Origin of the sequence: Polynucleobacter sp. AP-Elch-400A-B2, assembly GCF_018688355.1 — a bacterium.
In the GTDB taxonomy this organism is placed as follows: Bacteria; Pseudomonadota; Gammaproteobacteria; order Burkholderiales; family Burkholderiaceae; genus Polynucleobacter.
In genome coordinates, this window is sequence record NZ_CP061317.1 from 1,281,363 (window position 1) to 1,300,291 (window position 18,929).

Sequence of the window (18,929 nt, forward strand, 5' to 3'; positions counted from 1 at the left end):
AATATCAAATTAATTGCAAATCCCCAGGGAGGGAATTTGCGTATGGTCAAAGCTGGATATTACAGGATGCACCTAATTTAGAAGGGCTCTAAATTAGACTTTTCCAAGGGCCTTGAGAATTTTTTCACAAGTAATGGGTTGGTCAAACACTGCCGTCTTAAAGGGTGCCAGAGCATCATTAATCGCATTCTGAACCGCTCCAGGAGCACCAGCAGTACCAGCCTCACCAGCACCTTTTGCGCCCAATTTAGATGACTGAGTTGGAGTCTCTACGTGAGCTACTTCAATATCTGGCATTTCATTAGCCATAGGCACCAAATAATCAGCCATACTGCCATTTCGCAATAGCCCACTCTCGTCGTAGATACACTCTTCGAAAAGGACTCCGCCGATACCCTGAACAATGGCTCCGCGAACTTGCTCATCCACCAACATAGGATTTAATACCCGACCGCAATCCTCAACCGCCCAATGTTTTAAAAGCTTTACAAATCCAGTATCCGGATCGACTTCAACATAAGAAGCCTGAACGCCATTCGTGAAAATAAATGGATATTCTTTTTGGGTGTAATGACGTGTGACCATCAGATCAGCCGAGAACCCTACTGGCAAAGTATCTGTCCGGAAATAACCTATCCGTCCAATCTCACTAAATGGCAGAAGTTGCTCACCGGTGGCCTTATCTAATAAGTGACCACGGCGAACGGACAACTCTTCAGGTGATCTATTCAGTATTGCACCCGCAAGCTTCAAGATATTTTCTTGCAGTGCCTGGCAAGCCAATAAGACCGCTTCACCACCCACTCCAGCACCACGCGAAGCCCAAGTGCCACCACCATAAGGAGTCACATCGGTATCGCCCGTAATGATGCGCACATTTTTAATGGAAAGGCCGACAGCATCAGCAGCAATTTGCGCATAAATACCTTCGGTACCTTGGCCCTGCTCACCAACACCGATCAATATCGATACAACGCCGCTTGGATCAAGACGCGCAGAGGCGCCATCCTGAGACGCAATACGTGCCCCACCCACACCGTAGAACGCCGGACTTGGATTTGTCAACTCGATTAGTGTGGCAAAACCAATTCCGCGATAAATACCTTTTTTACGCAACTCAGCCTGCTCTTTGCGCAAAGCAGAATAGTCCATCATCTTTTCGATGGTTCGCAAGCATTGCTCGTGTGACAATACTTCCAACTTAATTCCGGAAATTCCCGAGCAAGGATAAGCATCATCAGGAATCACATTGCGCTTACGGAACTCTAAAGGATCCATCTTTAACTTTTGAGCTGCTAAATCAACCAAGCCCTCAGTCACAGCACAGGCAATTGGATGGCCTACGCCACGATATTGGCAGGTAGGTGTTTTATTCTGAAACACCACATTGAGTTTGGCACGGTAGTTTTGATGCTTATATGGTCCACCAACCAAGTTGACCACCTGGTTGCCCTCGATCGCACTGGTTCTTGGGAACATGGAGTAAGGGCCAATGGCCGTGAGATCGTCGATCTCGAAAGCCAGGATATCACCCTCTTTATTGGCTGCAATACGTCCTTTAATCCGATGCTCACGCGCATGAATATCACTCGTAAATGATTCAAGTCGATCTGCAACAAATTTGACCGGGCGCTCCAACATCATCGCCAAACCCACCGTTGCAAAATCATCGGGATATGCATGCACCTTAATACCAAAGGATCCGCCTACGTCTTTACAAATGACATGGACATCAGACTCAGATAAGCCAAACTGACGGCAATATAAATCTTGCATCATGTGCGGCGCTTGTTGCGAGTGATACACCGTGAGGCGACGATCGCCGGGATTGTAGTCGGCAATTTGGCAGCGCGGCTCTAAGGTAACTCCTGTATGTCGGCCAAATCCAAAGGTAGCTTCAGCCACAATATCTGCGGTTGCAAACACTTCATCTACCTGACCAACATCCAAGGTACGGGTAAAGCAAAGGTTGTCGCCTAGTTCAGGATGAATTACCGGAGTATCTGCGTCTAATGCTGTTTCCATTGAAACTACTGCGGGCAGCTCTTCCCACTCAACATCAACGAACTGCAAAGCATCTTCTGCCTGTGCGCGTGTCTCAGCAACTACCGCAACTACAGGCTCACCTTGCCAGCAAGCTCTATCAATTGCCAATGCATATTGAGGGGCGGATTTCATACCCGCAAGGTGGCCTAAGGTAGCAACCCATGGCTTACACAGCTCAGCCATTTTCACGCCATCGACAATAGCCAGAACACCTGGCATCTTGCTAGCTTGTTCAGTATGAATTTTTCCAATTTTCATATGCGCTACTGGCGAACGCCAATAGACGACATGACCCATCCTCGGAAGCTGAATATCATCGACATAAGTGCCCTGACCCTCGATGAGTCGACGCGCCCCATGTCGAGGTTCACTGCTACCGATATAGCGTTGGTCATTAGTTACTGGATCAAGTACCAATCCTTTGAGATCTACTGGCTTATTCATAATCAGTTTTCCCGGTCTTCTTAAGCGAGAGCAACAACAGGTTTAATTTTTTCACCTTTGGCACGAGCTTCAAGCACGGCCATGATGGCGTCCACTATGGAATGGTAGCCGGTACATCTGCAGTAGTTTCCAGAGATCCATTCGCGCACTTCTTCACGAGTCGATTTGGGTTGTTTTTCTACCAATTCAGCTGCAGCAAGCAACATTCCAGAAGAGCAGAAGCCACACTGCATTGCGTTATGGCGCATAAAGGCTTCTTGTAAATCTGCTAGTGCCCCGCTCTTAGTCAATCCCTCGATTGTTTCTACTACACATCCATCAGCTTGCACGGCCAGATATAAACAACCACGAATAATTTTGCCATCCACTTTCACGGTACAGGCGCCACAAGCTCCCTGCTCACAACCGAGGTGCGGACCCTTGAGATGGAGATCTTCTCGTAAAAAATCCACCAGATGACGACGTGGCTCAATCTCCGCATTGACTGTCAAACCATTGACGGTCATCGTAATTTTTTTCTTTAAGCTCATTGGAATCTCCGAACTAAATTTTATCTTTTTATATATTGATTACTTAAGCAATTAAGTGCTTTAAGCCACGCTCTAATAAAACACCAATCAGATGTTGCTTAGTTTCTGCACTGTTAGTGATGTCTGCGATCGACTCAATCTCTTGCCTTGCGGCAGCAACTGCATTTGCGATTAATTCGTCATTAAGTGGCTTACCATCCACTAAGGCTTGAGCCTTCTTCGCCATAATCGGGGTAGCGCAAACAGAGAAGAAAGTGAAAGTGCAATCACTCAGAACATTGCCTGCCTTATTGGCAACCAGAGCTATTCCCGCAATCGCATAGTCTCCGTGACGGCGAGCTAGCTCATGGAAATAAAACACTTGATTACTGCTTGCAATGGGGATTTCTGTTGCTATCAGAATTTCATTGGGCTCCAAGGAGGTGGTGTAGAGATCAATGAAAAAATCTTGCGCTGAAATTCGACGCTCTCCATCAGGGCCGCCGATCAGCATGGTGGCATTCAGTGCCAAGCTACAAGCAGGCCATTCAGCCGCAGGATCTCCATAGGCCAAAGAGCCACCCCAAGTTCCTAAATTGCGGATCGCTCTGTGTGCAATATGGGGGGCTGCAGCCTTAAGAAGTGGTGCATGCTGCGCAATCAGTTTGGAGTCTTCAATCTCGGTATGGGTTACTAATGCCCCAATACGTAATTGATCTCCGATAACTGAAATGCCTTTTAATTCATCTAAATTCGTGATGTCAATCAGTAAGCTAGGTTCAGAAAGACGCAGGTTCAAGGTAGCTAAAAGCGTCTGTCCACCCGCAATCAATTGCGCGTCTTCGCCAGCTTCGGCCAACATAGCTAAGGCCTCGCTGAGAGCCTTCGGTTTTGCATAATCAAATGCTGCTGCTTTCATTGTGTCTCCTCCACTACTTTTATATTGACATCGCCTCGCATTATTCAGCTTGCGGGTCTGATTCCACTGGTGTTATTTCACCACCCAACTCTTTAGCAAATCGCTGGAAAAAATCATCTGCGATCTTTTTAGCAGAAGCGCTAATGAGTCGCCCACCAATTTGCCCCAACTTGCCGCCAATAGAGGCCTCAGTCGTATAGGAAACCAGTGTCCCGCCCTCGGCAGGCTTCAACTCAACCCGCGAACGACCTTTTGCAAATCCTGCAGCGCCACCCGAGCCCTCAAAGGCCATAGAACAGGACTGATCCGGAATGACATCACTTAAAAATAGCTTTCCTGAGAATCTGGCTCTGACAGGCCCAATTTTGAACATCACCTTGGCATGAATCTCCTCTGGAGAGACGCGACTGATTTCCTCGCAACCTGGAATGGACTTTGCCAGCACATCAATGTCATTCAAGCCCTTCCACACATCTGGGATTGGGGCTGCAATGAGTTGCTCGCCATTTAATTCCATTACATCTCCTCGGGGTTTGTACGAATAGAGTCTTATCTACCAATTGCTCAACAATGTACCATTATTTAACTTTTGGTCAATAAGCCCAAATTCGGATAAACCCTGATGACAATGAGTTTCGATCGAGACAGCAGCGCTAGAAGCAGTATCGCTACAGAAGTAGCTTCATCTAGTACGCCTGCACGTCGCAGAATGAGTACTGTAGATCGTAAGCGTCAGATTCTGGATCGTGCTATCCAATACTTTGCAAAGCATGGAATGGATGGGCAACTCAGGAACCTAACAAAGGGATTGGGCATTACCCACACCCTGCTTTATCACTACTTCCCCACTAAGGACGCTTTAATTAAAGCAGTCTATGCGGATGTCTTCGAGTCACGTTGGAAGCCGGAGTGGGAGCAACTGCTCGATGACAAGCATCTTTCTCCCGAAGAAAAATTCAATGCCTTCTATATCGACTACTCAAACACCGTACTGACCTACGATTTTGTACGTATTTTGATTTTCTCAGGCCTAAGTGATCACTCCATCAGTGACCGCTTCTTTGAATTATTACGCGATCGCCTATTACCGCGCCTTATCCGGGAAACCCGCAAACACTGCGGTCGTAGCTCGCGTAGTAAGCCTTCGCAGCGAGAATTAGAGTTTTTAATGGGCTTGCATGGCGGCATCTTTTATATTGGGATGCGACGTTGGATTTATGGGCAAGCCATTTATGACTCCGGCAACCCCCATACCGAACAAGAAATTATTCAAGATCGCATTAGCTCTTACCTTACTTCAGCAAAAACTTTATTTAATATTGGTAAAAAATAAAATGACTAACTTAAGCTTAAATCACTTCTCCATTCGCAGCCTAGAGATTGAACAAACTACCAAGTTTTACTGTGATGTCTTTGGATTCACAGTTGGGCCTCGTCCGGACTTTCCTTTCCCGGGCGTCTGGCTATATAACGGCGATCAAAACGATTGGGCTAACGCAGTTGTGCATCTCATTGCGATTGATAAGAACAATCCGAATGGTTTGAAACAATATCTTGGCGAACGAGATCCTAGCTCACTCTATGGCTCTGGGGCAGTAGATCACATCGCTTTCTTTGCCACGGGATTAGAGACCAAACTGGCACTGCTGGAGAAGTTGGGCGTACCTTGCAGACAGCGTACCGTGCCCGCAATTAAATTACACCAAGTGTTTATGGATGATCCTAATGGGATTGTGGTTGAACTGAACTACCCTGCTGCAGAAAAGGCAGCGCTGGATGCCAAGGCTGCATAAGTAAAGATGGCCAAAATACTTGTCATCGGCGGATCTCTTGGAGGCTTATTTGCAGCCAATATATTGTTGCGCCAAGGGCATGATGTCACCTTGCTAGAAAAAGCCATAGGCTCTTTAGATGGTCGAGGTGCTGGAATCGTGACCCACGATGCTCTTGCAGATGCTTTAAGTGAGGCAGGTATTCAAGTAGATGACAGCCTGGGGGTTGCCGTATCAAAGCGGGTTACCTTGGGAATTGATGGCGAAAACCTAGGTGAAATGCCGCTCCCACAAATCTTGACTTCATGGAGCCGTTTATATCATCTATTAAAAAAGAATTTTCCAAGCGAGCGTTACTTGCAAGGTAAGAATGTCAAAGTGGTGACACAAGACTCCCATAGTGTTCAGGTCAGCTGTGAAGATGGCAGCACTTATCAGGCAGAGCTCCTGATTGCATCAGATGGCATACGCTCCACAGTCCGATCCCAAGTAGCACCAAACATTCAACCTGAATACGCTGGGTATATTGCGTGGCGTGGAGTTTGCGATGAGAGTAATTTATCAAATTACACCCTAGATACCCTATTTAATTATTTTGGATTCTGCTTACCTAATGGTGAACAGATGCTGGGCTATCCAGTTGCAGGACCTGGCAATGACACTAGGCCTGGCAAGCGTCGTTATAACTTTGTTTGGTATCGCCCTGCATCTGAAGGTGATGAGCTAGTCAGGCTACTGACTGATGCGGATGGTCACTATTATCCTACTGGTATCCCGCCACAAAAAGTCTCCTGGAAGCATATTGCCGAAATGCGCACAGTTGCGCGCGATATTCTGGCGCCGCAATATGCAGAAATTTTAGAGAAAACACCCTCACCTTTTTTGCAAACCATCTATGACGTTCGTTCGGAGCAAATCGTCTTCGGGAGAATTGCCTTGATGGGTGATGCTGCTTTTGTTGGTAGGCCTCATGTTGGTATGGGAGTAACTAAAGCCGGTGATGAGGCGATGGCAATTGCACGTCACATCGCAGCCTTAGGGGCAAGCCCTGCAGCACTCGAAGCGTACAGCAAGGAGCGTCTTGAGTTTGGGCAACAGGTTGTTGCAAGAGCGCAATACTTAGGGCGCTATATGCAAGCACAAGGTAGCAAAGGCAGCAGAGATAACACTAGCCTTCGTAGAAATGCAGATACTGTCATGGCAGAAACGGCCATCGATATCAGCACTCTGTTGGTGGCTGGAAAGGCAGTGCCAGAGTCGTATTAACTTAAAACCGTTGTAGATTTTAGTATCACCAGAAGCATTCAGTTAAGATTTATATATTACGAAGTAGCCCTATTAACAAACTGCTTTAAATGGAGGAGACAACCATGAAACAAAAGGTAACGAATCAAACTAGAAGAAAAATGTTGATCGGCGGAGCTGCTGCTGCAAGTACTCCACTGTGGATGAATGTAGCCAGCGCGCAGTCTGAAACAATTAAGATTGGTTTTCCGACACCGCTAACAGGGCCATTTTCTGCAGAGGCGCAAGATCAAGTAAAAGCAGCCGAATTAGCTATTAAAGAATTTAATGATGCTGGTGGCTTTAACGGTCGCAAAGCTGAACTGTTGGTTCGTGATGACAAACTCAATCCAGGTGAAGCCGCAACGCGCACTCTTGAGTTGATCGAAAAAGATAAGGTGAATTTTGTTGTGGGTTCACTGTCTGCTGCAACCCAGCTCTCTATCAATGCCGTTTGTAAAGAGCGTAAAGTTCTCTTTAACTCAATTAGTCAGTCTGATGCGATTAACGAAGTAAAAGACTGGAGTGTTTACACATTCCACGAAGCGCTTAATCCAACCATGACAGCAGGCGCAGTGGCGCGCTACTCCATTCCCCGTTTCGGCAAAAAGATTGTGTTCCTCACTGCTGACTATGCTTATGGCCACGAGATGGTGCGCGCTTTTGAGCGTGTAGGTAAGGAAATGGGTGCCACTACATTGGCTGATATTCGCCATCCCTTGGGCGCATCTGATTACTCCGCATTCTTACCGCGTATTAAGGCCTTGAATCCCGACATCTTGGTGCTTTGTAATTTTGGTCGTGACCTCGTAAATGCGGCTAAACAATGTACCGACTTTGGCTTGAAGTCCAGCATGAAAATTGTGACGCCAGTCTTGCTCTACACTGCACGCCTTGCTGGTGGACCAGAAGCATTCGAAGGTATCGTCGGTGGCACTTCTTACTACTGGGGTCTTGAGGACCGCATCCCTACAGCCAAGACTTTCAATGATGCATTCCGTAAGATGTACAACGGTTCAGTGCCATCAGACTACGGTGCGCTAGGTTACGCCGGAGTAAAAACAGTTCTTACTGCTGTGAAGAATGCTAAATCTACCGATACAAATAAGGTCATTACCGCATTAGAGAATCTCAAATATGACTTTTATAAAGGTCCTGAGTACTATCGCAAGTGTGATCATCAGGCAGTGCAAACGGTCATCATTGTGGAATCCAAATCCAAGAATATGAAGGACAAGTTTGACGTCTTTAATATTCTGACGATTGAACCGACTACTGAGAAGAATATGCGTAGTTGCGCGGAGCTAGGCCACAAGGCTTAAATCTGAAATTTCAGGGCAGATCAACTGATTTGCCCTGAGCACCTCCCCTGATGCGAATAGCTGATGGGGAGTTTTTCTGAGTATATATATGACCGGTCTTACATTTGAACTTCTCTGCATGCAGCTACTCACAGGAATTGCTCTGGGTAGTATCTATGCACTTCTAGCGCTGGGCTTGTGCCTTATTTTTGGCATGCTCAATGTAGTGAACTTTGCTCACGGCGCTTTCTTCATGGTTGGCGCATTTATGGGCGTCTACTTTTTAGGCGTCACTGGCAACTTTTGGTTCAGCTTAATTCTCACACCGCTTGCCACTGGAGTCCTCGGATTATTGACCGAGAGATTCTTGGTGCGCCCCTTATATGGCCGAGGCATTGACTACCCGCTGCTCCTCACCTTCGGCTTATCTTATGTACTCATTGAGGCAATGCGCGTCACTTTTGGTATCGAAGGTCTACCCTCCGTTACTCCCGACGGACTAAAAGGCACCCTCGACGTTGGCATTGGCTTCTTCCCTAAATATCGTCTGTTCCTGATTGCAGCTACAGCTGTCATCATTTTTGCAGTCTGGTTTTTCATTCAAAAGACTCGCTACGGCCTCATCATCAAAGCAGGTGCTGCCGACCAAGATATCGTCAAGGTGCTTGGTATAGATATTGCTAAAGTGTGGTTAATGGTGTTTGGACTGGGCTGTGCGATCGCTGGCCTCTCTGGAATATTAGCCTCGCCTACTCGTTCGGTTAACCCAGAAATGGGTATTCCGATCTTGGCGGAGTCCTTTGTTGTGACGGTTGTTGGTGGGATGGGATCACCGGTTGGCGCTGTTGTCGCAGGTCTATTGGTTGGCGTGGTTTACAGCATGACCTCCCTATTTTTCCCTGACCTTGCAGAACTTTCGATCTTCGTGCTGATGGCAGTTGTACTCTTAATTCGCCCACAAGGTTTATTTGGTAAAGCGGGGGCGATGGGTTAATTCCCCGAATATTTATGAAATCATTTTTCCAGCTCATTGCACGCCACCGCGTGCTAGCAAGCACCCTCTTCTTGATGATTTTTCCTTTCATCATGCCGTATGAAGCGCTTGCTATTAATATCCTGATCTTTGGCTTATTCGCCATGGGATTCAATCTCTTGTTTGGCTACATGGGACTACTATCCTTCGGACATGCAGCCTTCCTTGGTATCGGCAGCTATCTGACCGGCATTGGGATCGTCCATTACTCTATGCCCTGGGGTTCAGCGATATTAGTAGGCGTCATTGGTGCGGCTATCGGCGGACTACTGATGGGCTTTCTAGCCATTCGCACTAGAGGCATTTACTTCTCTATGGTGACACTCGCATTAGGTCAAATTGTGTTTTATTGCTTTTACAAGGCTGAGAGTCTGACTGGTGGGGAAAATGGCTTACGGGGCGTCCGCGTTGATAACTTCAACATTCTTGGTATCACGGTAGATTTTCTAAACCCCTTAGTGAAGTACTACATCATTCTCTTTTTTGTAGTCATCGCAATGTGGCTCATATCCCGAATCTTGAGCTCCCCTCTTGGCGCCGTAATGGAGGCCATTCGTGAAAATGAAAAACGGGCTGCGGCCTGTGGCTTTGATGTCGCTCGAACAAAACTGTTGGTGTTTGTGTTGTCAGCTGCAATCTGTGGCTTAGCAGGTTCATTGCGCGCTCTACACCTTTCCATTGTTCCCATTGATTCACTCCACTACCTCCAGTCTGGACAAGCGGTCATGATGAGCATCTTGGGTGGTATGGGCACTTTCTTCGGACCATTTATTGGTGCCGCTGTCATGCTCTACCTAGAAGATGTGGTCACTACCTTTACAAAGCATTGGATGGCTGTTATTGGACTGGTCTTTATGTTCTTCGTTCTGTTCTTCCCTAAAGGAATTTGGGGAACCATCTTGAGCAAGCTAAATCTCAATCAGGATTCGAAATCATGAGCAGCTTAAATCAAACCCCAATTCTAGAAGCTCGAAATGTCAGTAAGAGCTTTGGGAAATTTAAAGCGCTGCAGAATGTCTCAACCACATTTATGCCTGACTCCCTTACGGCGATCATTGGACCGAATGGCGCAGGCAAGAGTACCTTCTTTAATGTGCTTAGTGGCGCCTTTGCGCCCTCTAGCGGACAAATCTTATTTAACGGTAAAGATATTACTGGTATGGAGCAATATGAGTTTGCTCGTATCGGTATCTCTAAGAGCTTTCAGATTACCAATGTATTTAAGCAGCTCACCGTTCATGAAAATGTGCGCGTGGCCGCCCAAATGGAAACGGCGCGTTATAACTTTTTACGTAATGCACAAAGTTATCCAGAGCCTATTGAGCTTGCGGACCAGCTTTTACGTCGCGTCAACTTAGAGCACCTCAGAAATAAAAAAACGGGTGACTTGGCTCATGGTCAACAACGCGCCTTAGAAATTGCGATGGCCCTCGCCTGCAACCCCAGCCTTCTTTTACTAGATGAGCCAACCGCAGGCATGTCTCCTGAGGAAACACTCGTCATGATGGACCTCATTCGCACACTAGCAAATGAAAGAACGGTAATTTTGGTTGAACACAAGATGAAGCTCATCATGGGTTTATGCAAACGTATCATCGTTCTGCATCATGGTGAGTTTTTAGCTGAAGGCACACCAGAAGAAATTCAAAATAATGCAGAGGTACGACGTGTGTACCTAGGTCAAGGTTAAAGGTTTATATATGTTGCGTGTAGAAAATTTAAATGCCTGGTACGACCGTAGCCATGTTCTGCAAGGCGTCTCCTTAGAAGTCAATAGCGGTGAAATCGTTACCTTAATGGGCCGTAATGGTGCGGGCAAGACCACTACCTTACGTTCACTAATGGGCCTACTGTCGAAGAGAGAAGGTAAAGCCTCGATTGATGGCACCTCCTTCTTGGATCTTGCGGCACATGAACGCTATCACCTAGGCTTAGCTTATGTCCCAGAAGATAGACGCATTGTTCCAGGACTAACTGTCAAAGAAAATTTAGAGTTGGGTGTGATTGCCAAGAAAAGTCGTGGCGATATGAGTGCTCTGGTTGATGAAATCGCAGAAACTTTCCCTCGCCTGAAGGAGCGGTTGCAGCAAGATGGCACTTCCATGTCAGGTGGTGAGCAGCAGATGCTAGCGATTGCTCGCGCTATGATTGGCAAGCCAAAAGTAATCTTGCTGGACGAACCATCGGAAGGGATCATGCCGGTATTGGTTGAAGAAATGTTTGAACTGTTTGCCAAACTAAAGCAACAGGGATTAACCATTCTCCTCGTAGAGCAAAATGTTCAGCAAGCACTGAAGATTTCGGATAGAGCTTATATTTTGGATCAGGGTGAAATTGTTTTCCATGACACCGCTCAAAATCTCTTGAATAACGACGAGATTCAGCAAAAATACTGCGCTGTTTAATCTTTCAAAGTCTTGCCTAGATTATGCCTAGCCAATGTCCTAATTGGTGCCAAACGCTGGAGGGCACCAAAGTTAATAGCCAAGTCATCGTGAGATAGCGTAGTAACTTACCAATAAACATATAGATTAAGCATGGTCCCCAAGCTAATCTAAGCCAGCCTGCTGCCAAACATAAGGGGTCGCCAAAGCCAGGCAACCAAGATAACAAGAGCATCTTTGGCCCCCGCTCCTCGAGCCAGCGCTGCATTCTGCCATTAGTGGGCCCTTTGAGGGACTCAAAACTATTACGGCTAATCAGTCCGAGCCACCAATCAAACATACCCCCTAATGTATTGCCGATAGTGGCCACCATAATGGCGATCCAATATAAGTGGGGGTTGACTGAAACGTACCCAAACAGTATCGGCTCTGAGCCAACGGGTAGTAAGGTTGCGGAGATAAAAGCACTGATAAATACCGCTGGTAAACCAATCGACGGCATTCCAAAGAAGTCAAAGAATTGGCTGAGCATTTGCTCCATTAAGCAATGACTCCCGATAGGTGGATATTAAAGGGCTGAAACATAAGCTCAGTATGCCCCATCCTCGACCGCCCGCTATTCTGAAATCTTGCTTAAACTATGGGTCTTACACATTAATTGCTTTATTAACTCACTCATTCATCTATGAATCATCCCATTCCTAAGCCAGACCAATATCAAGACATGCGTGAAGCTTTGCGCGACCTCTGTGGCAGCTTTGACTCTGCTTACTGGCAAAAGGTAGATCACGCGCGTGACTATCCTGAGGCGTTTGTAGATGCTATGGCCCAAGCAGGCTGGTTAGCAGCATTAATTCCTGAGGAATACGGTGGCTCTGGCTTGGGTTTAGCTGAGGCCTCAGTCATCATGGAAGAAATTAATTTTTCCGGTGGGAATGCAGGCTCTTGTCATGGTCAGATGTATAACATGGGCACATTATTGCGCCATGGCTCCGACCTACAGAAGAAACTCTATCTCCCCAAAATCGCTACCGGTGAATTACGCCTCCAAAGTATGGCAGTGACTGAACCCACTACAGGCACCGACACTACCAAACTTAAAACTACTGCTGTCAAAAAAGGTGATAAGTACATTGTGAATGGTCAGAAGGTGTGGATCTCTCGTATTCAGCATTCTGATTTGATGATTCTGCTCGCGCGTACCACTCCCCTGGCAGAGGTAAAGAAAAAATCAGAAGGTATGTCGATTTTTATCGTTAACCTTAAAGACGCTATCAGTAACGGTATGTCTATTCAGCCGATTGCCAATATGGTCAATCATGAAACCAATGAGGTCTTCTTTGATAACTTAGAGATTCCAGCTGAGAATCTCATTGGCGAAGAAGGTAAAGGCTTTAAGTACATCTTAGATGGCCTCAATGCTGAGCGGGTCCTCATTGCAGCTGAGTGTATTGGTGATGCCTATTGGTTTGTAGATAAAGCACGTCGTTATGCTAATGACCGCGTTGTGTTTGATCGCCCCATTGGTAAGAATCAAGGTATTCAGTTCCCCATTGCTGATGCTTTTATTGAGACTGAGGCAGCTAACCTGATGCGTTTTAAAGCGTGCGAGCTTTTTGACAACAATCAAGCTTGTGGTGCAGAGTCTAATATGGCAAAGTACTTAGCTGCAAAAGCCTCTTGGGAAGCAGCTAATGTTTGCCTACAAACGCATGGTGGTTTTGGCTTTGCTAATGAATATGATGTGGAGCGTAAGTTCCGCGAGACCCGTCTCTATCAAGTTGCACCGATCTCCACGAACTTAATCTACTCCTACGTTGCAGAACATATTTTGGGTCTACCACGCTCCTTCTGATGTTGCAGACGTTTTGATTGATTCTATTTTTAGATAAGTAATGACATGAGTATTCGTCCTTTGGATGGCATTACCGTGGTTTCTTTAGAGCATGCAATTGCTGCTCCTTTTTGCACACGTCAGTTAGCAGACTTGGGTGCGCGCGTTATTAAAGTAGAGAGACCTGGTGCTGGAGACTTCGCCCGCGCCTATGATGAGCGCGTCAATGGCATATCCTCTCACTTCACTTGGGTCAATCGCTCCAAAGAAAGCCTGACCTTAGATCTCAAGCAAGAATCTGCGCTAGCAGCACTAAAGATGCTACTCAAAACGGCTGACGTTCTAGTGCAGAATTTGGCGCCTGGTGCAGCGGCACGGATGGGATTGACTGCAGAGCTCTTGCAAAAAGAGAATCCTTGCTTAATTTTGTGCGACATCTCAGGCTATGGAAACAATGGTCCTTATCGCGACAAAAAGGCCTATGACCTATTGATTCAGAGTGAGGCTGGTTTCTTATCCGTTACCGGCACTCCAGATACCCCTAGCAAAGCAGGTAACTCGATTGCCGATATTGCTGCAGGCATGTATGCGTACACCAATGTACTAGCGGCATTATTGCAACGGGGCAAGACCGGCAAGGGATCTACGATCGATGTTTCAATGCTCGAGTCTTTAGGTGAATGGATGAGTTATCCACTCTACTATGCCTATGAGGGTGCAACGCCCCCTCCTCGTAATGGTGCATCCCATGCCACGATCTATCCTTATGGGCCATTTAAGGCGGGCGATGGCGGCACCATCATGCTGGGCTTACAAAATGATCGTGAGTGGGTTTTATTCTGTGAGATAGTGCTTGAGAATCAAGCGCTGGCCAAGGATGAGCGCTTTGATAAAAACTTCAAACGCAATGAAAAGCGCGATGAATTACTCTCCATCATTGATGCGTGTTTTAGCAAACTCACTACCGAGCAGGTCATCGCAAAGCTGGATCAAGCCCAAATCGCCAACGCTCGACTCAATGATATGCAGGGTTTATGGAATCATGATCAACTCAAAGCACGCGAGCGCTGGGTGCAAGTCGGATCACCCGTAGGCCCTATTCCAGCGATGCTACCGCCTGGTAGCAATAACAGCTTTGATTACCGTATGGATGATATTCCTGCTGTAGGTCAGCATACAGAAGCAATCCTATCTGAGCTTGGTATTACCGCAAGCGAGATTGAAGTCATGCGCAGCCAAGGAGCGATTTAAAGTAGAGGTGAAGCTAAGTGCGCTGCGTTCTCTAGCAAAACACGCCAACGTGGTCGCTTAGACCAACTTACTGGATCAACCAAATCAGATTGAGCTAAGTAGGACTCAATCAAAGTCTCGAGTTTGGCGCAAAACGCTTCGTTGTAAACAATCAAGCTGATCTCAAAATTGAGACGCAAGCTACGTTGATCGAAATTTACTGAACCAAAAATTGCTACTTGCTTATCTATTAGCAAGCTCTTGGTATGCAACAAGCCACCATGAAATTCAGCGATATTGACGCCTGCACTCATCAGGTCAGCATAAAAGCTACGACTACTCCAGGCGACTAGCGCTGAATCATTCAATTTAGGAACAATCAAAGTGACCTTTACTCCACGGCCAGCTGCTGCCATCAGCGCCTGAATCAAGCCATCATCCGGACCAAAGTAAGGCGTAGTAATGATGAGCTCTTTGCGAGCATCCATGATGGCGGAGAGTAATACTTGATACAAGATGTCATCGCGATACACCGGCCCAGAAGAAAACTCTTGGGCAAGCACTTGCCCCTCAATCGGACTGGGAGCGGGTGCCACAGCTTTGAAGTGATTGATTTTTGTGTTGTCCACACTCCAGTCAAAAGAGAATGTCAGCTCAAACTGAGATGCAACCGGGCCTTCAATCCTGACCATAGCATCTACCCACTCACCCACACCGGAGTCTTGCTTAAAAGTGCGCGGATCAACCATATTCATACTGCCAGTCCAAACGACAGCGTTATCAATCACAAATATTTTGCGATGTAGCCTGAGATCCGCACGGCGAAATTGGAAGCGTCCAATTTGAATTGGTAATGCCTCAGTCACTTGAATACCAGCATCTCTAAAGCGCTTAGGCCAGCTGGATTTAAACCAATCTTTACTTCCCAATGAATCCAATAACACCTTACAAACCACGCCACGTTGAGCTGCTGCAATTAAGGCCTCACCCACTCGATCAGCATCACCACCCAATGCCCATATATAAAACTCTAAATGTAGTGATTTTTTTGCCTGATTAATTTCGTTAATGAAATCCTGCAGGATTACTAGTGAGCTCGTAAATAACTCGATCTTGTTGCCAGCAATCACAGGGGATCCATTTTTGGATTCTGCCAATAAGCTAAGAGCCCTACCCTCGATTGGGAGTTGCAACTTATCGGCTTGATAGTGCTGACGCATCTCTGCCGTGATGGCCGCATATTCTTTATCCATCCGAATAATTTTTCTCGTGAGCTTGCGACCTACGGGGCGTTCCCCAATCAAGATATAGAGACTGATACCTAGAATTGGAAATAAGATCACAATCAAAAACCATGCAATCGCAACACCGACTGGTCTTCTCACAGAAATTAATCTAAATCCAAACAGAATCACAATGACTGCATGAACTATGGGAACCCAAATTAAAGAGAACCCAAAAATAGAGCCCAATAGAAAATTTAATATGCTCATATGATTTCCAGTTCAGCAGTAATACCTAAGTGATCGGAGAGCTTTAAGCATTCATGCAAAACTGCTGCTGAATGAATCTTTAAGCCTCGTACATAAATTCGGTCCATGGGAAGCATAGGCTTTACACTGGGAAAGGTTTTTGCAGGAGCGCCTGTAAGCACCTCAAAAACCTCTTGAAAACCAGCGGCGCGCATCGGGGCACTCACGCGATTACGCCAATCATTAAAGTCGCCAGCCACAATGGTTGGTCCGCCCTCTGCGAGTGAGTCAATATAACGAATAATTTCATCTAATTGACGCTCTCGTCCTCTTTCAAATAAAGCCAAGTGGACACAAAAACAATGGATCGGCGTTTCATTGCCTTCTAACTGAGTAACGCTATGAAGCAAGCCCCGCCTCTCGAATCGATAGGCTGAGATATCGTAGTTTTCACCCTTGTGCAATGGTCTCTTTGAAAGAATAGCGTTGCCATGATGACCGTCTGGATACTCAACATTTTTACCGTAGTGCCAATCATGCCAAAAGTCTTCTGATAAAAAATGGGTGAGCTCTGTTAGTGGCCAATGGCCAAATCTCCTGATCCGCCCACGATGTTCTTGCTGAAGCTCTTGTAGAAATAGCAAGTCTGGATGATGGCTACGCATTTTTTGACGCAACTCATAAATAGTGGATTTTCTGTGCAGAGGCGATAGTCCTTTGTGGACATTCATAGTCATGACGCTAAACCGACCGAATTGCACTGGTGTCATCAAAACTGTCCTGCGGCGCGCTGTCGTCGCACCCGCGCCAAATAGATTTCAACCTCAACTAATTCTTGGCACTGCATGCACTTATTACAAATAGAGGCCTGCTCGCGCAAGTCTTCAATCGAATCGATCGGATGCCCATCGAGATATTCGCGAAGATCAACATCAAGGACCTCATTACAGAGGCAAATGACTTCAGCCATGAGTTCAGAAAAGGGAAATTGTTTGCATTTATGCCATTTTGCCATCGCCTTGCTAGAATCTAGCCCATGTTGATGACCTTTCAGGATGCTTTCGGACTACTTTTGCATTTAGATGCTGGAGTGATTGGCATTGTGCTGGTCTCGCTTCAGGTCAGTTTGAGCGCTTTATTACTGGGCGCCCTACTAGGACTGCCCATTGGTGCCCTGTTAGCTACAGAGGAATTTCAGGGCAAACAAACCATTACGCTGATCTTGAATACCCTCATGGGAGTGCCAACCGTGATTATTGGCGTCATTGTGTATCTACTACTCTCCAGAACAGGGCCTTTAGGAGTGTGGGGATGGCTTTTCACACACAAGGGCATGATCCTGGCCCAAACACTGCTCACAACCCCGCTCATTGCCGCTCTGAGCCGCCAAATCCTTGAGGATTCTTGGAGAATTCACCGGGATTCCTTTATGGCACTTCGCCTACCTAGACTTTCTGCCCTGAAATGGCTTCTTTGGGATTGCCGCTTCTCACTCACCATTGCCATTCTGGCTGGACTTGCTAGGGCAATATCTGAAGTAGGCGCCGTCATGATCGTCGGCGGCAATATTAATCAATCTACTCGTACCATGACAACAGCAATTGCCCTAGAAACTAGCAAAGGCGATCTCCCATTGGCACTTGCCTTGGGTATAGTTTTATTGGGCATTGTTTTGCTGGCAAATCTCTTTACATTTGCAGTTCGCCAAATTGCGGAGCGTCGCTATGGTTAATCATTCCGAACAATTCCAGCAATTTGTCGAGTTCAAAGACGTCATTGTTAAACGTGATGGGCGCATCATCTTAGATATCCCTGATGCAATTATTCCTGCCGACAGAATTTGCGCATGTATTGGACCTAATGGTGCCGGTAAGACGACCTTACTGAAGTTAATTGATGGCTTAATCAAACCAGATTCAGGCACTGTCGCCCACTCAAGCACCTCCATCAAATCATCTCTGATATTGCACCATACGCCGATGATCAAAGCCTCAGCACGAACTAATATTGCGATGGTGAAAGACTCAGACTCCTCAATCAACTCTATTGCTATCGATTTGGTGATGGAGCAAATTGGATTGAGCCATCTTGCTAACAGTCCTGCAAACAAACTCTCGGCAGGTGAAAGACAAAAGCTTTGCTTGGGTCGAGTCATTCTGCAAAATCCTCATTTGGTTTTGCTAGATGAACCTACTGCTAATTTAGATCCAAACACCACAGAGCAAGTAGAAGAGATCATTCGCCAATTTAAGTCTCAAGGCTCTGACGTCATCTTCACATCCCACCAACTTGCACAAGTACAAAGAATCGCTGAGTACATCATCTTCATTGATCAGGGTCAGATAAAAGAAAAGGGACCCGTAGGTCCCTTCTTTGCCGATCCCCAGACACAAGCAGCTAAACGCTACTTACATCAAGAGTTGCTCGTCGACTAATTACTTTGCTGCAGCCACAGGCGCAACGAATGGTGGCGGAGCCACACAAGCTGCTGGAGCCGGAGTCCCAGAAACTCTATAGCGTTCAGCTACCTTATTTTGAGCTTGGCATAGCTGGAATGCGCCCATTCTATCGCCGTAGGCAGCCTTTGCTTTTGTCAAAGCAGCAGCCTCTTGAGCTTCAGGCGTTAACGGTGGCAAAGCAGCAAATGCAACTGCACTTGCTAATGAACAGAGTGTGAGAGCGATGATTTTTTTCATGGCCA

The 18,929-nt window shown here is 46.5% G+C and carries 21 protein-coding genes; 12 read left to right on the forward strand and 9 right to left on the reverse strand.

What is annotated here, in order from left to right; translation table 11 throughout:
- Positions 1-93: 93 nt before the first annotated feature.
- The 4 genes from FD977_RS06635 to FD977_RS06650 are packed head-to-tail and all read right to left on the reverse strand — an operon-like array spanning position 94 to position 4,435.
- Positions 94-2,490 carry a xanthine dehydrogenase family protein molybdopterin-binding subunit gene (locus tag FD977_RS06635; RefSeq protein WP_215304345.1) on the reverse strand — a complete coding sequence of 799 codons (2,397 nt, stop codon included), beginning with the start codon at positions 2,488-2,490 and terminating at the stop codon, positions 94-96.
- A gap of 20 nt (positions 2,491-2,510) precedes the next feature.
- Positions 2,511-3,020, reverse strand: a complete 510-nt coding sequence (locus tag FD977_RS06640) for a (2Fe-2S)-binding protein (protein WP_215304347.1) — start codon at positions 3,018-3,020, stop codon at positions 2,511-2,513.
- Between the two features lie 43 nt (positions 3,021-3,063).
- Positions 3,064-3,918: a xanthine dehydrogenase family protein subunit M gene (locus FD977_RS06645; RefSeq protein WP_215304349.1), complete on the reverse strand. Its 855-nt coding sequence runs from the start codon at positions 3,916-3,918 to the stop codon at positions 3,064-3,066.
- A gap of 40 nt (positions 3,919-3,958) precedes the next feature.
- Entirely contained in the window at positions 3,959-4,435 is a 477-nt protein-coding gene (locus FD977_RS06650; protein ID WP_215304350.1) for a CoxG family protein, read from the reverse strand.
- A gap of 105 nt (positions 4,436-4,540) precedes the next feature.
- On the opposite strand from FD977_RS06650, the gene FD977_RS06655 reads away from it, so the two are divergent.
- The 8 genes from FD977_RS06655 to FD977_RS06690 all read left to right on the forward strand — a co-directional run bounded on the left by FD977_RS06655 (position 4,541) and on the right by FD977_RS06690 (position 11,713).
- Positions 4,541-5,251, forward strand: coding sequence for a TetR/AcrR family transcriptional regulator (locus FD977_RS06655; RefSeq protein WP_215304352.1), 711 nt, complete (start codon positions 4,541-4,543; stop codon positions 5,249-5,251).
- 1 nt (position 5,252) lies between these two features.
- Complete coding sequence (locus FD977_RS06660; protein ID WP_215304354.1) at positions 5,253-5,711, forward strand: VOC family protein; 459 nt, start codon at positions 5,253-5,255, stop codon at positions 5,709-5,711.
- Positions 5,712-5,717: 6 nt separating this feature from the next.
- Positions 5,718-6,956, forward strand: a complete 1,239-nt coding sequence (locus FD977_RS06665; protein WP_215304356.1) for an FAD binding domain-containing protein — start codon at positions 5,718-5,720, stop codon at positions 6,954-6,956.
- Positions 6,957-7,060: 104 nt separating this feature from the next.
- Positions 7,061-8,296, forward strand: a complete 1,236-nt coding sequence (locus FD977_RS06670; protein WP_251369450.1) for an ABC transporter substrate-binding protein — start codon at positions 7,061-7,063, stop codon at positions 8,294-8,296.
- A gap of 118 nt (positions 8,297-8,414) precedes the next feature.
- Positions 8,415-9,269 carry a branched-chain amino acid ABC transporter permease gene (locus FD977_RS06675; protein ID WP_251369451.1) on the forward strand — a complete coding sequence of 285 codons (855 nt, stop codon included), beginning with the start codon at positions 8,415-8,417 and terminating at the stop codon, positions 9,267-9,269.
- A 14-nt stretch (positions 9,270-9,283) separates the two neighbouring features.
- A complete protein-coding gene (locus FD977_RS06680) occupies positions 9,284-10,246 on the forward strand; it encodes a branched-chain amino acid ABC transporter permease (RefSeq protein WP_215304360.1) in 963 nt (320 codons plus the stop codon).
- Entirely contained in the window at positions 10,243-10,998 is a 756-nt protein-coding gene (locus FD977_RS06685; RefSeq protein ID WP_215304362.1) for an ABC transporter ATP-binding protein, read from the forward strand. The genes FD977_RS06680 and FD977_RS06685 overlap by 4 nt, the downstream gene beginning before the upstream one ends.
- A gap of 10 nt (positions 10,999-11,008) precedes the next feature.
- Complete coding sequence (locus FD977_RS06690; RefSeq protein ID WP_215304364.1) at positions 11,009-11,713, forward strand: ABC transporter ATP-binding protein; 705 nt, start codon at positions 11,009-11,011, stop codon at positions 11,711-11,713.
- A 16-nt stretch (positions 11,714-11,729) separates the two neighbouring features.
- On the opposite strand, the gene FD977_RS06695 is transcribed toward FD977_RS06690, so the two are convergent.
- Complete coding sequence (locus tag FD977_RS06695) at positions 11,730-12,233, reverse strand: YqaA family protein (RefSeq protein ID WP_215304365.1); 504 nt, start codon at positions 12,231-12,233, stop codon at positions 11,730-11,732.
- A 144-nt stretch (positions 12,234-12,377) separates the two neighbouring features.
- Between FD977_RS06695 and FD977_RS06700 the strand changes: the two genes are divergently transcribed.
- Both FD977_RS06700 and FD977_RS06705 read left to right on the forward strand, forming a co-directional pair.
- Positions 12,378-13,547, forward strand: a complete 1,170-nt coding sequence (locus FD977_RS06700) for an acyl-CoA dehydrogenase family protein (protein ID WP_215304367.1) — start codon at positions 12,378-12,380, stop codon at positions 13,545-13,547.
- Positions 13,548-13,592: 45 nt separating this feature from the next.
- The gene (locus tag FD977_RS06705; RefSeq protein WP_215304368.1) at positions 13,593-14,777 is read left to right on the forward strand and encodes a CaiB/BaiF CoA-transferase family protein; all 1,185 of its coding nucleotides are present in this window, start codon (positions 13,593-13,595) and stop codon (positions 14,775-14,777) included.
- On the opposite strand, the gene cls is transcribed toward FD977_RS06705, so the two are convergent.
- Genes cls through FD977_RS06720 form a run of 3 tightly spaced genes read right to left on the reverse strand, consistent with a single transcriptional unit; the run spans position 14,774 to position 17,243 of the window.
- The gene (gene cls / locus FD977_RS06710; protein WP_215304370.1) at positions 14,774-16,249 is read right to left on the reverse strand and encodes a cardiolipin synthase; all 1,476 of its coding nucleotides are present in this window, start codon (positions 16,247-16,249) and stop codon (positions 14,774-14,776) included. The two genes, FD977_RS06705 and cls, sit on opposite strands and share 4 nt — an antisense overlap.
- Positions 16,246-16,998, reverse strand: a complete 753-nt coding sequence (locus tag FD977_RS06715; protein ID WP_215304372.1) for an endonuclease/exonuclease/phosphatase family protein — start codon at positions 16,996-16,998, stop codon at positions 16,246-16,248. Before FD977_RS06715 ends, cls begins: the two co-directional genes overlap by 4 nt.
- Positions 16,998-17,243, reverse strand: coding sequence for a hypothetical protein (locus tag FD977_RS06720; RefSeq protein WP_215304374.1), 246 nt, complete (start codon positions 17,241-17,243; stop codon positions 16,998-17,000). Before FD977_RS06720 ends, FD977_RS06715 begins: the two co-directional genes overlap by 1 nt.
- Before the next feature lie 21 nt (positions 17,244-17,264).
- Between FD977_RS06720 and FD977_RS06725 the strand changes: the two genes are divergently transcribed.
- Positions 17,265-17,960, forward strand: a complete 696-nt coding sequence (locus FD977_RS06725; RefSeq protein ID WP_215304376.1) for an ABC transporter permease — start codon at positions 17,265-17,267, stop codon at positions 17,958-17,960.
- Positions 17,953-18,663, forward strand: a complete 711-nt coding sequence (locus FD977_RS06730; RefSeq protein ID WP_215304378.1) for an ATP-binding cassette domain-containing protein — start codon at positions 17,953-17,955, stop codon at positions 18,661-18,663. The genes FD977_RS06725 and FD977_RS06730 overlap by 8 nt, the downstream gene beginning before the upstream one ends.
- Here FD977_RS06730 and FD977_RS06735 read toward each other — a convergent pair whose 3' ends face one another.
- Entirely contained in the window at positions 18,664-18,924 is a 261-nt protein-coding gene (locus tag FD977_RS06735) for a hypothetical protein (RefSeq protein WP_215304380.1), read from the reverse strand. It lies immediately after the preceding gene.
- Between the last annotated feature and the right edge of the window lie 5 nt (positions 18,925-18,929).

Excerpts from the sequence above, each read along its gene's own strand:
- FD977_RS06635 (WP_215304345.1), bottom strand. The coding sequence starts at position 2,490 with ATGAATAAGCCAGTAGATCTCAAAGGATTGGTACTTGATCCAGTAACT.
- FD977_RS06640 (WP_215304347.1), bottom strand. The coding sequence starts at position 3,020 with ATGAGCTTAAAGAAAAAAATTACGATGACCGTCAATGGTTTGACAGTC.
- FD977_RS06645 (WP_215304349.1), bottom strand. The coding sequence starts at position 3,918 with ATGAAAGCAGCAGCATTTGATTATGCAAAACCGAAGGCTCTCAGCGAG.
- FD977_RS06650 (WP_215304350.1), bottom strand. The coding sequence starts at position 4,435 with ATGGAATTAAATGGCGAGCAACTCATTGCAGCCCCAATCCCAGATGTG.
- FD977_RS06655 (WP_215304352.1), top strand. The coding sequence starts at position 4,541 with ATGACAATGAGTTTCGATCGAGACAGCAGCGCTAGAAGCAGTATCGCT.
- FD977_RS06660 (WP_215304354.1), top strand. The coding sequence starts at position 5,253 with ATGACTAACTTAAGCTTAAATCACTTCTCCATTCGCAGCCTAGAGATT.
- FD977_RS06665 (WP_215304356.1), top strand. The coding sequence starts at position 5,718 with ATGGCCAAAATACTTGTCATCGGCGGATCTCTTGGAGGCTTATTTGCA.
- FD977_RS06670 (WP_251369450.1), top strand. The coding sequence starts at position 7,061 with ATGAAACAAAAGGTAACGAATCAAACTAGAAGAAAAATGTTGATCGGC.
- FD977_RS06675 (WP_251369451.1), top strand. The coding sequence starts at position 8,415 with ATGCAGCTACTCACAGGAATTGCTCTGGGTAGTATCTATGCACTTCTA.
- FD977_RS06680 (WP_215304360.1), top strand. The coding sequence starts at position 9,284 with ATGAAATCATTTTTCCAGCTCATTGCACGCCACCGCGTGCTAGCAAGC.
- FD977_RS06685 (WP_215304362.1), top strand. The coding sequence starts at position 10,243 with ATGAGCAGCTTAAATCAAACCCCAATTCTAGAAGCTCGAAATGTCAGT.
- FD977_RS06690 (WP_215304364.1), top strand. The coding sequence starts at position 11,009 with ATGTTGCGTGTAGAAAATTTAAATGCCTGGTACGACCGTAGCCATGTT.
- FD977_RS06695 (WP_215304365.1), bottom strand. The coding sequence starts at position 12,233 with ATGGAGCAAATGCTCAGCCAATTCTTTGACTTCTTTGGAATGCCGTCG.
- FD977_RS06700 (WP_215304367.1), top strand. The coding sequence starts at position 12,378 with ATGAATCATCCCATTCCTAAGCCAGACCAATATCAAGACATGCGTGAA.
- FD977_RS06705 (WP_215304368.1), top strand. The coding sequence starts at position 13,593 with ATGAGTATTCGTCCTTTGGATGGCATTACCGTGGTTTCTTTAGAGCAT.
- cls (WP_215304370.1), bottom strand. The coding sequence starts at position 16,249 with ATGAGCATATTAAATTTTCTATTGGGCTCTATTTTTGGGTTCTCTTTA.
- FD977_RS06715 (WP_215304372.1), bottom strand. The coding sequence starts at position 16,998 with ATGACACCAGTGCAATTCGGTCGGTTTAGCGTCATGACTATGAATGTC.
- FD977_RS06720 (WP_215304374.1), bottom strand. The coding sequence starts at position 17,243 with ATGGCAAAATGGCATAAATGCAAACAATTTCCCTTTTCTGAACTCATG.
- FD977_RS06725 (WP_215304376.1), top strand. The coding sequence starts at position 17,265 with ATGTTGATGACCTTTCAGGATGCTTTCGGACTACTTTTGCATTTAGAT.
- FD977_RS06730 (WP_215304378.1), top strand. The coding sequence starts at position 17,953 with ATGGTTAATCATTCCGAACAATTCCAGCAATTTGTCGAGTTCAAAGAC.
- FD977_RS06735 (WP_215304380.1), bottom strand. The coding sequence starts at position 18,924 with ATGAAAAAAATCATCGCTCTCACACTCTGTTCATTAGCAAGTGCAGTT.